This is a genomic window from Streptomyces sp. NPDC005181, from assembly GCF_040608395.1.
GTDB lineage: Bacteria > Actinomycetota > Actinomycetes > Streptomycetales > Streptomycetaceae > Streptomyces.
Genome location: NZ_JBEXID010000002.1, coordinates 95,155 through 108,884 on the forward strand (window position 1 = coordinate 95,155; position 13,730 = coordinate 108,884).

Annotated in this window: 15 protein-coding genes and 1 pseudogene; 8 read left to right on the top strand and 8 right to left on the bottom strand. The window is 70.2% G+C overall.

All coding sequences use genetic code 11. The features are described 5' to 3' along the window. Nucleotides 1-304 precede the first annotated feature (304 nt). Nucleotides 305-655, top strand: coding sequence for a WhiB family transcriptional regulator (locus ABZV38_RS02360; protein ID WP_030925100.1), 351 nt, complete (start codon nt 305-307; stop codon nt 653-655). Between the two features lie 30 nt (nt 656-685). Here the strand turns inward: ABZV38_RS02360 and ABZV38_RS02365 are convergent, their stop codons facing one another. Beyond that, nucleotides 686-2,071: an ArsA-related P-loop ATPase gene (locus ABZV38_RS02365; RefSeq protein WP_356323667.1), complete on the bottom strand. Its 1,386-nt coding sequence runs from the start codon at nt 2,069-2,071 to the stop codon at nt 686-688. Next, nucleotides 2,068-3,054, bottom strand: a complete 987-nt coding sequence (locus ABZV38_RS02370; protein WP_356323669.1) for an ArsA-related P-loop ATPase — start codon at nt 3,052-3,054, stop codon at nt 2,068-2,070. Before ABZV38_RS02370 ends, ABZV38_RS02365 begins: the two co-directional genes overlap by 4 nt. A gap of 71 nt (nt 3,055-3,125) precedes the next feature. Between ABZV38_RS02370 and ABZV38_RS02375 the strand changes: the two genes are divergently transcribed. The 4 genes from ABZV38_RS02375 to ABZV38_RS02390 all read left to right on the top strand — a co-directional run bounded on the left by ABZV38_RS02375 (nt 3,126) and on the right by ABZV38_RS02390 (nt 5,660). Beyond that, a complete protein-coding gene (locus ABZV38_RS02375) occupies nt 3,126-3,284 on the top strand; it encodes a DUF4177 domain-containing protein (protein ID WP_019992579.1) in 159 nt (52 codons plus the stop codon). Further along, nucleotides 3,284-3,754 (top strand): RidA family protein, encoded by a 471-nt coding sequence (locus tag ABZV38_RS02380; protein WP_356323671.1) that lies wholly within the window; start codon nt 3,284-3,286, stop codon nt 3,752-3,754. The genes ABZV38_RS02375 and ABZV38_RS02380 overlap by 1 nt, the downstream gene beginning before the upstream one ends. A 188-nt stretch (nt 3,755-3,942) precedes the next feature. Further along, nucleotides 3,943-4,833 carry an NUDIX hydrolase gene (locus ABZV38_RS02385; protein ID WP_356323673.1) on the top strand — a complete coding sequence of 297 codons (891 nt, stop codon included), beginning with the start codon at nt 3,943-3,945 and terminating at the stop codon, nt 4,831-4,833. Then, complete coding sequence (locus tag ABZV38_RS02390) at nt 4,830-5,660, top strand: MBL fold metallo-hydrolase (protein WP_356323675.1); 831 nt, start codon at nt 4,830-4,832, stop codon at nt 5,658-5,660. The genes ABZV38_RS02385 and ABZV38_RS02390 overlap by 4 nt, the downstream gene beginning before the upstream one ends. 109 nt (nt 5,661-5,769) lie before the next feature. Here ABZV38_RS02390 and ABZV38_RS02395 read toward each other — a convergent pair whose 3' ends face one another. After that, nucleotides 5,770-6,444 (bottom strand): Crp/Fnr family transcriptional regulator, encoded by a 675-nt coding sequence (locus tag ABZV38_RS02395; RefSeq protein ID WP_030972192.1) that lies wholly within the window; start codon nt 6,442-6,444, stop codon nt 5,770-5,772. Between the two features lie 394 nt (nt 6,445-6,838). Here ABZV38_RS02395 and nth point away from each other — a divergent pair, with 394 nt between their 5' ends. The 3 genes from nth to ABZV38_RS02410 all read left to right on the top strand — a co-directional run bounded on the left by nth (nt 6,839) and on the right by ABZV38_RS02410 (nt 9,873). Further along, a complete protein-coding gene (gene nth, locus ABZV38_RS02400) occupies nt 6,839-7,663 on the top strand; it encodes an endonuclease III (RefSeq protein ID WP_356323916.1) in 825 nt (274 codons plus the stop codon). Between the two features lie 84 nt (nt 7,664-7,747). Then, nucleotides 7,748-8,581: a CoA pyrophosphatase gene (locus ABZV38_RS02405; RefSeq protein ID WP_356323677.1), complete on the top strand. Its 834-nt coding sequence runs from the start codon at nt 7,748-7,750 to the stop codon at nt 8,579-8,581. An 86-nt stretch (nt 8,582-8,667) separates the two neighbouring features. Next, nucleotides 8,668-9,873 (top strand): MarP family serine protease, encoded by a 1,206-nt coding sequence (locus tag ABZV38_RS02410; protein WP_356323679.1) that lies wholly within the window; start codon nt 8,668-8,670, stop codon nt 9,871-9,873. Between the two features lie 74 nt (nt 9,874-9,947). On the opposite strand, the gene ABZV38_RS02415 is transcribed toward ABZV38_RS02410, so the two are convergent. The 5 genes and pseudogenes from ABZV38_RS02415 to ABZV38_RS02435 all read right to left on the bottom strand — a co-directional run bounded on the left by ABZV38_RS02415 (nt 9,948) and on the right by ABZV38_RS02435 (nt 13,705). Then, on the bottom strand, nt 9,948-10,151 hold the full coding sequence (locus ABZV38_RS02415) for a hypothetical protein (RefSeq protein WP_356323681.1): 204 nt from the start codon (nt 10,149-10,151) through the stop codon (nt 9,948-9,950). 173 nt (nt 10,152-10,324) lie between these two features. Further along, nucleotides 10,325-11,287, bottom strand: a complete 963-nt coding sequence (locus ABZV38_RS02420; RefSeq protein WP_356323683.1) for an alpha/beta hydrolase — start codon at nt 11,285-11,287, stop codon at nt 10,325-10,327. Then, nucleotides 11,284-11,823, bottom strand: coding sequence for a phage holin family protein (locus ABZV38_RS02425; RefSeq protein WP_356323685.1), 540 nt, complete (start codon nt 11,821-11,823; stop codon nt 11,284-11,286). The genes ABZV38_RS02420 and ABZV38_RS02425 overlap by 4 nt, the downstream gene beginning before the upstream one ends. Nucleotides 11,824-12,152: 329 nt before the next feature. Next, nucleotides 12,153-12,839: a DUF3152 domain-containing protein gene (locus ABZV38_RS02430; RefSeq protein ID WP_356323687.1), complete on the bottom strand. Its 687-nt coding sequence runs from the start codon at nt 12,837-12,839 to the stop codon at nt 12,153-12,155. A gap of 201 nt (nt 12,840-13,040) precedes the next feature. Beyond that, a pseudogene (locus ABZV38_RS02435) lies at nt 13,041-13,705 on the bottom strand (ABC transporter ATP-binding protein). Nucleotides 13,706-13,730 lie beyond the last annotated feature (25 nt).

Genomic DNA, 13,730 nt, shown 5'->3' on the forward strand with positions numbered 1-13,730 from the left:
CCCGTGCATGACGCGGCCTTGGTCCGGTCGCGACCCGAGGCGCTCCCGAATTCGCCTTGTGTGTCATCGAACGTCCGTTGTGACCCAGGTGAATTGTCCCGATTTTGTCGGAATAGTCGCGGATGTCGTCACCTCACTCCCCTGGGTGATCTGCCGCGTACGCATAGTCCGTTCGGGCCATTCAAGATTGGGCCCGAAGGGGGTGTTGTGCTGTCGCCACCTTCCGTAACGTCCTCAACTGGTAGCGGTGAATATGCCGCTACCGCCGTGGGGGAGCCTCGATTCGGGAGAGGACGGCGCCGTGATGGGCTGGGTAACCGACTGGAGTGCGCAGGCAGCCTGCCGCACTACCGATCCGGATGAACTGTTCGTACAAGGGGCAGCGCAGAACAGGGCCAAGGCGGTGTGCACCGGATGCCCGGTGCGGACCGAATGCCTGGCCGATGCGCTGGACAATCGCGTCGAGTTCGGCGTGTGGGGCGGAATGACCGAGCGGGAGCGTCGCGCACTGTTGCGCAGACGGCCCACCGTCACGTCCTGGCGCCGGCTGCTGGAGACCGCTCGCAGTGAGTACGAGCGGTCCACGGGCATCCTGCCGGTGGCCATCGGTCTGGATGACGACGAACTGCACGAGACGTACGCCGCTGTGGGGTAGTCGGCGAGGGCCGCTAGGCCTTTCAGGTGGTTATGCAGCTCCGGCCGGAGCAGAACCGGTCGCGAGTCGGTCCCCGACGGCCCGAAGCCCTGCGAGGTCGTGGACATCGCCGGGCAGCGCGGCGACCTCGGTCACGGCGACTTCGGGGTGCAGCGCGGTGAAGCGGTCGCGGGTGCGCTGCTCGCGCGCGACGACCTGCATGCGTTCAGCATGCAGCCGCAACAGACCTGCGGTCAGCTGCTCCACGGAGACGGCTTCAGCCTCGGGCTCGGGTTCGGACGCGGGTTCGTGCTCAGGGGTTTCGGCGTGCGCGGAACGGGCGGGGGAGGGCGACGACTCGGGATCTTCGGGAGAGGTGACTGCCGAGCCGGCCGGGTCACGAAGTCCAGCCTTCCCGGCCGTCTGATCCACAATGCCGATGTCATCAAGATTTTCTGCGGCCGCCAGGGCGCGCTCGGCGGAGAGCCGGGCGGCGTCGCTGCCATGGACCCGGTTGAGGACCAGGCCGGCCAGCGGCATGTCCTCCGCGGCCAGCCGCTCCACGAAGTACGCGGCCTCGCGCAGCGCATCGCGCTCCGGTGTCGCGACGACAAGGAACGCCGTGCCGGGGGCCTGCAGCAGTTTGTACGTGGCATCGGCCCGGGTCCGGAAACCGCCGAACATGGTGTCCATCGCAGCGACGAACGTCTGTACGTCACGCAGGAACTGACCGCCCAGCAGCTTGCCGAGGGTCCCGGTCATCATCGACATGCCGACGTTGAGGAATTTCATCCCGGCCCGGCCGCCCATCTTCGCCGGAGCCATCAGCAGCTTGATGAACTTCCCGTCCAGGAACGAGCCGAGGCGTTTCGGCGCGTCCAGGAAGTCCAGTGCGGAACGCGACGGCGGAGTGTCGACGATGATCAGGTCCCACTCGTTGCGCGCCCTCAGCTGCCCGAGCTTCTCCATCGCCATGTACTCCTGCGTGCCCGCGAAACCGGCCGACAGGGACTGGTAGAAGGGGTTCTCCAGGATCGCGCGGGCCCGCTCGCCGTCCGCGTGCGCCTCGACGATCTCGTCGAAGGTCCGCTTCATGTCGAGCATCATGGCGTGCAGTTCTCCGGCGCCCTCGCCGTCGATGCCCGACACCCGGCGCGGGATGTTGTCCAGCGAGTCGATGCCCATGGACTGGGCCAGCCTGCGGGCCGGGTCGATGGTGAGGACGACGACCTTCCGACCGCCCTCGGCCGCCCGTACACCCAGCGCCGCTGCGGTCGTGGTCTTGCCGACACCGCCCGAACCGCAGCACACGATGATCCGGATGCCCTGGTCGTCGAGAAGTGCGTCGATGTCCAGGGCGGGGGCGGCCGGAACGGGTGCGGCGGCTTCGCCGGTGCCCGTGCCCGTGGCGGCGCCCGTCCTCGTACTCGCTGTCATGAACCCACCCCTTGCCCCACCTCTTCGCCCACGCCCTGCTTGCGGAGTTCGATCGCCAGGTCGTACAACCCGGGCAGGTCCACGCCCTCGCCGATCAGCGGGAGCTCGTTCGTCGGCAGATCGAGACCCGCGAGCACCGCACGCTGCTCGCGCTCCAGCTCCACCCGCTGGGCGTGCTCGGCGGCCTGCGCGACCAACGGCCGTACGAGCGCCGCGGAACCGGTCACACCGGCCCGGGTCAGCGTCTTCGCGATCTCCTTGCGGCGGCCGCCGGACGCGGTACGCAGCGCGTCCTCGTCCAGCAGATGCGGCCGCACCATGTTCACGATGACCCTGCCCACCGGCAGTTCGGCCGCCCGCAGCTCCGCGATGCCGTCCGCGGTCTCCTGGACCGGCATCTCCTCCAGCAGCGTCACCAGATGGACCGCCGTCTCGGGAGACTTCAGCACCCGCATCACGGCCTGCGCCTGAGTGTGTATCGGGCCGATCCTGGCCAGCCCCGCCACCTCGTCGTTCACATTGAGGAAGCGCGTGATGCGGCCGGTGGGCGGCGCATCCATGATCACGTAGTCGTAGGTGTACCGGCCCTGCTTGTCCTTGCGGCGTACGGCTTCGCAGGCCTTGCCGGTCAGCAGCACGTCCCGCACACCGGGCGCGATGGTGGTGGCGAAGTCGATGGCCCCGAGCTTCTTGAGCGCCCGCCCCGCGCTGCCGAGCTTGTAGAACATCTGGAGGTAGTCGAGGAGCGCGCGCTCCGCGTCGATCGCGAGGGCGTACACCTCGCCGCCGCCCGGCGCGACGGCGATCTTGCGCTCCTCGTACGGAAGGGACTCCGCCTCGAAGAGCTGGGCAATGCCCTGCCTGCCCTCGACCTCGACGAGGAGGGTGCGCCTGCCCTCGCTCGCGAGGGCGAGCGCGAGTGCGGCGGCGACCGTGGTCTTACCGGTACCACCCTTGCCGCTGACGACCTGGAACCTGCTCACGTATTCGAGCCTAACCAGTCGGGCCGTGGGCTACGCACGAGGCCGTGTGTGCCAGGCATTACAGTCGGCCTATGACCAAGTGGGAATACGCGACCGTGCCCCTTCTCGTGCACGCGACCAAGCAGATTCTGGACACCTGGGGCGAGGACGGCTGGGAGCTGGTCCAGGTCGTTCCCGGCCCGAACAACCCCGAGCAGCTCGTGGCGTACCTGAAGCGGGAGAAGCCGTAGTGGCGGGCGCCGTCGAGGCGAAGCTCGTCGAACTCGGCCTCATGCTGCCGGACGTCGTACCGCCGCTCGCCGCGTACCAGCCGGCCGTCCAGTCCGGGGTGTATGTGTACACATCGGGCCAGCTGCCCATGGTGGAAGGCAAGCTTTCCGTCACCGGCAAGGTCGGTGCGGAGGTCACGCCGGACGAGGCCAAGGAGCTGGCGAAGACCTGCGCGCTCAACGCGCTGGCTGCCGTGAAATCGGTGGCCGGCGACCTGGACCGGATCAAGCGGGTCGTGAAGGTCGTGGGCTTCGTCGCCTCGGCCACCGACTTCACCGGGCAGCCCGCCGTGATCAACGGTGCGAGCGAGCTGCTGGGCGCGGTGCTCGGCGACAAGGGCGTGCACGCGCGCAGCGCGGTGGGCGTCGCGGTGCTGCCGTTGGACGCACCGGTCGAGGTCGAGGTCCAGGTCGAGCTGATCGGGGCCTGAGCCGCCGCCACAGGCGGTGGGACGAGCGTTTTGCGATCCCGTCCGGTCGATGCGACCGGGCGGGATCGCTCGTACGGGCCGGACCGTGGGCGGTGCGGCGGGCCGGAACTCGGGCCTGCCCGGCAGGATCGCGGGATGCGTGATCGGCACCTCTCGAACATCGGCGCGGTTCCGGATAGCCTCCGGCCATGTCCAATGGTCAGTGGTACCCACCGGAATGGCCCGACCGGATCCGGGCGCTCGCCGCGGGCGAGCTGACAGCCGCGGCTCCCCGGCGGGCCGCCACCGTGATGCTGCTCCGGGACCCCGCTGACACCGGCAGCCGGCCCACCGTCCACATGCTGCGCCGCCGCGCCTCCATGGCATTCGCCGGGGGTGCGTACGCCTATCCGGGCGGCGGGGTCGACCCGCGCGACGACGACCGCCTCGTCGGCTGGGCCGGACCCGCGCTGGAGAGCTGGGCCGAGCGGCTCGGTGTCGGCACGGCGGCCGAGGCGCAGGCCGTGGTCTGTGCGGCGGTCCGCGAGACGTACGAGGAGGCGGGCGTCCTCCTCGCGGGACCGACCGCCGACACGGTCGTCAGCGACACCACGGGCGCCGACTGGGAGGCCGACCGCGAGGCGCTGGTCGCCCGTGAGCTGTCCTTCGCCGAGTTCCTGGACCGGCGGGGTCTGGTGCTGCGGTCCGATCTGCTCGGGGCGTGGGCGCGCTGGATCACGCCCGAGTTCGAGCCGCGCCGCTACGACACCTGGTTCTTCGTCGCCGCGCTCCCCGAGGGCCAGCGCACCCGCAATGCATCCACCGAGGCCGACCGTACGGTGTGGATCGCCGCCGGCGACGCCGCCGACGGGTACGACCGGGGCGAGCTGCTGATGATGCCGCCGACCGTGTCGACGCTGCGTCAGCTGCGGCCGTACGGGACCGCCGCCGAGGCCCTGAAGGCCGCGTCCTCCCAGGACCTCACCCCCGTACTCGCACAGGCCCGGCTCGACGGCGACGAGTTGGTGCTGAGCTGGCCGGGGCATGATGAGTTCACCAAACACATTCCGACCGGCAGCGCGGGCGGTGAGGCCGTATGAGCGAGGCAGCAGTCCTTCCCGGACAGCCGCGCGGAGGGGTCCTGTCGGGCCCCGCCACCACCCGTACTGTCAACGTCCTCGCCCCCAACGCCTCGGCGATGACGCTCGACGGCACCAACACCTGGATCGTCGCCGAGCCCGACTCCGACCTCGCGGTCGTCATCGATCCGGGCCCGCTGGACGACGGCCATCTGCGGGCCGTCATCGACTCCGCCGAGCGCGCGGGCCGGCGGATCGCGCTCACCCTCCTCACCCATGGACACCCCGACCATGCCGAGGGCGCGGCGCGCTTCGCCGAGCTGACACGCACGAAGGTGCGCGCCCTGGACCCGGCCCTGCGCCTCGGCGACGAGGGCCTGTCCACGGGAGATGTGATCACGATCGGCGGCCTGGAGATGTACGTCGTGCCGACGCCCGGGCACACCGCGGACTCGCTCTCCTTCCATCTGCCCGCCGACCGGGCGGTGCTGACGGGGGACACCGTCCTCGGGCGCGGCACGACGGTCGTCGCGCACCCGGACGGGCGGCTCGGCGACTATCTCGACTCGCTGCGGCGGCTGCGCTCGCTGACGGTCGACGACGGGGTGCACACGGTGCTGCCGGGCCACGGGCCGGTGCTGGACGACGCGCAGGGCGCGGTCGAGTTCTACCTGGCGCACCGCGCGCACCGGCTGGCACAGGTGGAGACGGCGGTGGAGGCGGGGCACCGTACGGCGTCGGAGGTGGTGGCGCAGGTGTACGCGGACGTGGACCGGTCGCTGTGGCCGGCGGCGGAGCTCTCGGTGCTGGCCCAGCTGGAGTATCTGGGCGAGCACGGGCTGATCTGACGCGCGGATGCGGATGCGGTCGTTCGCGGGCCTGGAACGCGGCCCTGATACGCGTGGAAGGCCCCGCCGGACGGCGGGGCCTTCCACGTCGTGAGGAGAAGGTGTCCGGCTAGCGCGAACGCTTCGCCAGGCGCTCCACGTCCAGCAGGATCACGGCGCGCGCCTCCAGGCGCAACCAGCCGCGGCCCGCGAAGTCGGCGAGCGCCTTGTTGACCGTCTCGCGGGAGGCGCCGACCAACTGGGCCAGCTCTTCCTGGGTCAGGTCGTGGACGACGTGGATGCCTTCCTCCGACTGGACGCCGAACCGGCGCGACAGGTCGAGGAGGGCGCGGGCGACACGGCCCGGCACGTCGGAGAAGACCAGGTCGGACATCTGGTCGTTGGTCTTGCGCAGTCGGCGGGCGACGGCGCGCAGCAGGGCCGTGGCCACCTCGGGGCGGACGTTCAGCCAGGGCTGCAGGTCGCCGTGGCCGAGGCCGAGGAGTTTGACCTCGGTGAGCGCGGTGGCGGTGGCGGTACGGGGGCCCGGGTCGAAGAGCGACAGCTCACCGATCAGCTCGCCGGGGCCGAGGACCGCGAGCATGTTCTCGCGTCCGTCGGGGGACGTGCGGTGGAGCTTCACCTTGCCCTCGGTGACCACATACAGCCGGTCACCCTGGTCGCCCTCGTGGAAGAGAGCGTCGCCGCGTGCGAGGGTCACCTCACTCATCGAGGCGCGGAGCTCCGCGGCCTGCTCATCATCGAGCGCCGCGAAAAGCGGGGCGCGCCGCAGAACGTCGTCCACGAGTTCTCTCCTTGTCGGCCTGTTCAGGGAACCGTGGTCCCCATCATGCCGGACGGTAAAACAGTGCGATCAATCACAAACCAGTTTGACGCACGGGCGCGGCTCACCGTGCGGCAGGGGGCCGATTGGGGGTGGATCCGCAGTGACCGGGGCGGATGTCAGTGCCTGGCTCTAGGCTGGCCGGGTGTCCAAGTCGCCGGTGAGAGCGCAGGCCAAGGGGGCTGATGGGGTGTCGGAAGGCCGAAATTCCGCTGTGGGCGAACAGGGTATCAGTCGCTCCGCAAAAGCGACAAAACGCCCAGCGGTGAAGCCGGGAAAGGCTGCGAAGCAGGGGGAGCCGGTGAAGGCAGCGAAGACGGTGAAGGCAGCGAAGACGGAGAAGCCCGCGAAGACGGTGAAGGCAGCGAAGACGGAGAAGCCCGCGAAGGCAGCCAGGACAGCGAAGCCCGGGAAGCCGGAATCCCACCTCGCGATGGTCCGCCGTGCCCGCCGGATCAACCGCGAGCTCGCCGAGATCTACCCGTACGCCCACCCGGAGCTGGACTTCAGGAACCCCTTCGAGCTCCTCGTCGCCACGGTCCTGTCCGCCCAGACCACCGACCTGAGGGTCAACCAGACCACCCCCGCGCTGTTCGCCGCCTACCCCACCCCCGAGGACATGGCTGCGGCCGTCCCGGAGGAGCTGGAAGAGATCATCCGGCCGACCGGCTTCTTCCGGGCCAAGGCCAAGTCGCTGATGGGCCTCTCCGCGTCGCTCAGGGACAACTTCGGCGGTGAGGTCCCGGGCCGGCTGGCGGATCTGGTCACGCTGCCCGGTGTGGGCCGCAAGACCGCCAACGTCGTCCTCGGCAATGCCTTCGGCGTCCCTGGCATCACGGTCGACACCCACTTCGGCCGGCTGGTCCGCCGCTGGAAATGGACGGAGCAGGAGGACCCGGAGAAGGTCGAGGCGGAAATCGCCGCGATCTTCCCGAAGAGCGAGTGGACGATGCTCTCGCACCGCGTCGTCTTCCACGGCCGCCGCATCTGCCACGCCCGCAAGCCCGCCTGCGGCGCCTGCCCGATCGCCCCGCTCTGCCCCTCGTACGGTGAGGGCGAGACGGACCCGGAGAAGGCCAAGAAGCTCCTGAAGTACGAGATGGGCGGCCAGCCGGGCCAGCGGCTCAGCCCACCGCCGGACTACCCGGGCAGGCCCGCGCCCGCGCTCGGAGCCGGGTGACGGAGGCGGAGGCCGGCTGACGGGGGGCGCCGCTCCGGAACGAAATGCGCGGCGACAGGCGTTGTGAGACGACGAGGGGTGCCGATGAAGACGCACGAACAGAGCCACGCGCAGACGCACGACCAGAGCCACGCGCAGACGCACGACCAGAGCCACGCGCAGACGCACGACCGGAGCCACGCGCAGAGCGACGTGGAGAAGCGCGACGACGACCGCGAACAGAACCGCACCGCCGGCGCGGGACGTGACGACGCGATCGCCGTCACGTCCGACGGCCTGCCCGGCTGGCTCGACCCCGTCGTCCGCGCCGCGCGGACCATCGAGCCCCGGCAGCTCAGCCGCTTCCTGCCGCCCGAGAACGGCGCCGGGCGCCAGTCCGCGGTGCTGATCCTGTTCGGCGAGGGCGAGCGCGGCCCCGAGCTGCTCCTGATGGAGCGCTCCGGATCCCTGCGTTCCCACGCGGGGCAGTCTTCCTTCCCCGGTGGCGCTCTGGACCCCGAGGACGGCGACCAGGCGACCACAGGGCCGCTCAGGGCCGCTCTGCGGGAGGCCGAGGAGGAGACAGGCCTCGATCCGCGCGGCGTCCAGCTCTTCGGCGTGCTGCCCCGGCTCTACATCCCGGTGAGCAGCTTCGTGGTGACGCCGGTCCTCGGCTGGTGGCGGACGCCGAGCCCGGTCGGAGCCGTCGATCCTGCGGAGACGGCCCGGGTCTTCACCGTTCCCGTGGCGGATCTCACGGATCCGGCCAATAGGGTGACGACGGTGCACCCCAGCGGTCACCTGGGCCCGGCATTTCTGGTCGAATCCGCCCTGGTCTGGGGTTTCACAGCCGGGGTGATCGACCGCATTCTGCACTTCGCAGGGTGGGAGCGTCCCTGGGACAGGTCCAGACAGGTGCCGCTCGACTGGCGCGCATGACAGGCTGACTTCCGTGCCGGGCCCTTCCGGGCCTGCCCGGCCCCAGCCGAACGGGTCCGGTGACGAATCTGCGAGGGCAATAGACGGTGAACGTGCTGGACATCCTGCTGCTGGCCGGCGCCGTGTGGTTCGCAGTGATCGGCTACCGCCAGGGCTTCGTCGTCGGCATCCTGTCGGTGATCGGGTTCCTCGGCGGCGGCCTTGTCGCCGTCTACCTGCTGCCGGTCCTGTGGGACCAGCTGACGGACGGCTCCGAGGTCTCCTCGACGGCCGCGGTCGTCGCGGTCATCATCGTGATCGTGTGCGCGTCGGTCGGCCAGGCCTTCACCACGCACCTCGGCAACAAACTCCGCCGCTACATCACGTGGTCGCCCGCGCGCGCACTCGACGCGACCGGCGGCGCGCTGGTCAACGTGGTCGCGATGCTGCTGGTGGCGTGGCTGATCGGGTCAGCCCTCGCGGGTACGTCGCTGCCTACGCTGGGCAAGGAGGTCCGTAACTCCTCGGTGCTGCTCGGCATCTCCCGGGTGATGCCCTCCCAGGCCTCCACCTGGTTCACGGACTTCTCCTCGGTTCTCGCGCAGAACGGCTTCCCGCAGGTCTTCAGCCCCTTCGCCAACGAGCCGATCACCGAGGTCAAGGCCCCGGACCCGGCCCTGGCCGGCAGCCCTGTCGCGACGCGCGCCAAGCAGTCCATCGTCAAGGTCGTCGGCACGGCTCCGAGCTGCGGCAAGGTCCTCGAAGGCACCGGCTTCGTCTTCTCCGACCGCCGGGTGATGACCAACGCGCATGTCGTCGGCGGCGTCGACGAGCCGACCGTCCAGATCGGCGGCCAGGGACGGCTGTACGACGCGAAGGTCGTCCTCTACGACTGGCAGCGCGACATCGCCGTACTCGACGTCCCGGACCTCGACGCGAAACCGCTGAAGTTCACCGACACCGACCACGACGCGGAGACGGGGAACAGCGCCATCGTCGCGGGCTTCCCGGAGAACGGCTCCTACGACGTACGCGCCGCACGCGTCCGCGGCCGCATCGACGCCAACGGCCCGGACATCTACCACCGGGGCACGGTCCGCCGCGATGTGTACTCGCTCTACGCGACGGTCCGCCAGGGCAACTCCGGCGGCCCGCTGCTGACGCCCGACGGCAAGGTGTACGGAGTCGTGTTCGCCAAGTCGCTGGACGACCCCCACACGGGCTATGCCCTGACGGCCGATGAGATCCGCCAGGACATCACGACCGGCCGCATCGCCAACCAGCAGGTCGACAGCCAGGCGTGCGCTCTGTAGGTCGTGGGAAAGGTGAGGGAGTGCGCGGCAGCCGCCCCGCACTCAGCTGACCGTGTGATCGGGTGAGGGGCGGGTCATCCGCGGGGATGCCGCAGCCGCGCCGAGACCCAGCGGGCCCGGCGGCGGAGGATGCGCGGAATGCCCAGACGGAGATCATGCAGATCCTGCACACTGTGCACCCGGCCCTGGGGACCGTCCCCCTCATGAGTGCCCGGATCCGCCGTAGCGGTCGAGCGTCGATTGCGTGCTGCGTCACCGAAGTCGTGCGTCCAGCCCATACCCCGACGTCTGCCCGTGCCTCATGGTCGGTAATCGCCCATGCATCAGCCAATTGGCCTATGCGCCGGGCAATTGGCTGTTCGTCGGACAACTGTGCTCTTCCAGCCACCAGTTGGTCGCGCCGGGTTACCGGCCCCACGTGCCCGCAGGGCCGCTCGCGGGGCTGCCGGGGCTACCGGTCCGGCTCAGGATCCTTGAGCCAGTTGATGAGTTCGGTCGAGAATCCGGCCGGATCCTCCTCGTGCGGGAAGTGCCCCAGACCATCGAAAAGTCGCCAACGGTACGGCGCTTCGACGTACTCGCCGGACCCCGCCGAGCTCCGCGTACGGACCGCCGGATCGAGCGAACCGTGCAGATGCAGCGTGGGCACCCGCACCGGGCGCTTCATCCTGCGGTTGAACTGGATGCCGTCCGGGCGCGCCATGGACCGCACCATCCAGCGGTACGGCTCGATCGAGCAGTGGGCCGTCGACGGGATGCACATCGCGCGCCGGTAGACGTCCACCGCCGCGTCGTCGGGGAACTCCGCGGCCCGCGGCCCCGACCAGTCACGGATCAGTCGGCCCACCAACGCCGCGTCGTCCGCGACCAGCTGACGCTCCGGTACCCATGGCCGCTGGAAACCCCAGATGTACGAGCCCGCCCGGGACTGCGCGAAGTCGGAGAGCATGGAGGACCGCCAGCGGCGCGGATGCGGCATCGAGGAGACCACCAGCCGGCGCACCAGTTTCGGCCGCATCACCGCGGCGGTCCAGGCGAGGTAGCCGCCCATGTCGTGGCCGACCAGCGCCGCGTCCGGCTCGCCGAGCGAGCGGATCACGCCGGTGATGTCGAGGGCCAGGTTGGCGGGGTCGTAACCCCGCGGCGTACGGTCGCTGCCGCCCACCCCGCGCAGATCCATCGCGACGGCACGGAACCCGGCATCGGCGAGCGCGGTCAGCTGATGGCGCCAGGTCCACCAGAACTGCGGGAAGCCGTGGAGCAGCAGCACGAGCGGCCCGTCACCCAGTTCGGCGATGTGGAAGCGCGCCCCGTTGGCCGCCACGTCGCGGTGGGTCCAGGGACCCTCGAGGCGTACGGGACTGCCGGAGCCGGAGCCCGTGGGGCCGAATGCGCTGGAATCGGGGACGGTCATGTGGACGAGCGTGCCACACCGGACGCCTTGTCCTGGACCGAAGGCTTCGCCACAACCTTGCCTGCCGGGGTGCTGCCCGAGGCCGTGACGGCCGGACGGCTCGCGCCCGCAGTGACGGCGGGCCGCGGGTGCGGCTTGACGCCCTGCAGCACGGCCGCCGTCTGCTTGGCCGACGCGATGGACTTCTCCGGCGGCTTGACCTTCTTGAACTTGGCGATGGCGATCAGCGCGAGCACGACCGCCAGGAGAATGAACGCGCCGCCCACGATCAGGAACGACCATGCGAGCCCGAGTCCCAGGTTGTGGATTCCGTACGCCGCGGCAAAGCTCAGCACGGGCACCGCGAACAGAATCAGCACGCCTGCGACGATGAACGCCACACTGCCGGCCACACCCCGCTTGACGTCCCGCCGCACCTCGGCCTTGGCCAGGGCGATCTCGTCGTGCACCAGTGCGGACACCTCGGCCGTCGCCGAGGCGACCAGCTGCCCGAGACTGCGGTCGGCGCTGCCCGCGTAGTTGCCGGGGTCGCTCATCCCTGACTCCCTCTTCTGCTCCTGCTCAACACATCTGGTGTCAGATCATGCCGGACTGTCGAGCATTCTGCGTTGCCTGGGGCTCTGTGGCGCTGTCTGCTCCTGGCGTGCTGCGGGGTGGTGGACGTTGGTCGTCGCCGGTCGCCCTTGGCGGCCCTGAGACGGCTCACAGACGGCCCGGTTTGCTGTCGTTCCGTGGGTGTGGGCCGACGTGCATGGAGGCTGATGTCAAGAACTGACCGTCGTGGGTGCTCATGATCGCCCGAATCCGTCCGGTCAGGACATGCGGACCGATCTTGGACGGTAGCGGTCTCGGGCAAGGGCCCTCGTCAGTACACGGTCGGGCCCGTGATGTAACTGCCGTGCTTGTCGTACGGCCAGGCATTGGACAGGCACCCCTTCAGCCCCTTGATCTGCTGCATCATCACCGGCGCGAGCTGCCCCGGACCCCGGCAGCCCATGTGCGTGCGGATGCCGATCTCGTGTCCGACTTCGTGGTTGATGATCAGGTGCCGGTACTGCTCCGGCGTCCCGTCGAACTGCGGCGAGTCCAGCGCCCAACGGCGCAGGTTCACCACGACGCCTTCGGGCGTCTCGCAGTTCAACTCCCCACGGGTGTCGAGGCCTTGTGCGCGACAGAGCCGGTCGGCGGTGGCAGGCGTGGAGATCTTGATGACGAAGTCGGCGTTGGAGGAGACCAGCTGGAACGAGCCACGGCCGTGGGCGGCCCAGCCGCGCTCGTGGGCGAGAATCGTCTGTATCTCCGCGGCGGCGTCCTCGGCGGATATGTCTATGCCGTCCTCGACCTGTACGCGGTAGCGGCGCAGCGGGCCCGAACCGACCGGACTGCCGGATGCCTGTGCCGTGGTGAAGGTGCCCGGGCCGGCGACTGGGATCTCGGGCGTCGGCTTCGGCCGTGGGGTCCTGGTCGGCTGCGACGACGCAGACGAGGGGCGACCGGCGAGCCTGGTGCCGTCGGGCGAGCACTCCGGCCAGCGCTTCCGACCACAGGTCACGAGGGTCGATCCGCGGGCGTTCGGGCTGGTCGCGGCGGTGCGACCGGCGGTGTTCGCCGCGGTGATGTTCGGTGGCTCGTGCCTCCGGCGGTTGCCCCGCGTCCACACCGGCGGTGGGGCGCTCGGGCCATGCGGGACGGTGCTCGGTGCCCGGCACGACCGGCTGTGCCCCCGGGGCCGGAACGGAGCGGGTACGGCTCCTCATACGCTCTCCTGACTGAGCAGGCCGTCACAGATCCGTACCCGCCGGCTCGCGCGCCGGCTGACGGAGTCGTCGTGGTGATCACCAGCAGCGTCATGTCCTGCGACTGCAGTTCGTCGAAGAGCGTCAGAACCGACTCGGTGTTCTCGCTGTCGAGGTTGCCGGTCGGCTCGTCGCACAACAGCAGGGCCGGCTCGCCCATCAGGGCACGGGCGATGGCCACCCGCTGCCGCTCGCCGCCCGACAGCCGGCCGGGCAGGAAGCCGAAGCGGTGCCCGAGGCCGACCCGTGCCAGGGCCTCCCGGGCCCGCTCGGCCCGGGTACGGCGCCCGCGGCCGGGCCGGGGGGCCCGGTAGGCCTCGGCGAGCATGACGTTCTCGTCCACGGTCCGGTACGGCAGCAGGTGGAAGGACTGGAAGACGAAACCGATACGGCTTCCGCGCAGCGCGGTGTGCTCCAGGTCGCCGAGGGCGTTGGTCAGCACGCCGTCGAGCCAGAAGCTCCCCGACGTCGGCCGGTCCAGCAGGCCCAGGGTGTTGAGGAGCGTGGACTTACCCGACCCCGAGGGGCCGACGATCGACAGATGCTCCCCTCGGCGGACCGTCAGGTCCACGTCGCGCAGCGCGTGCACGGGCGGGTCGGAGTCGAAGGTCCGGCAGACCACGCGGAGTTCGATCACGGTGTCCGCG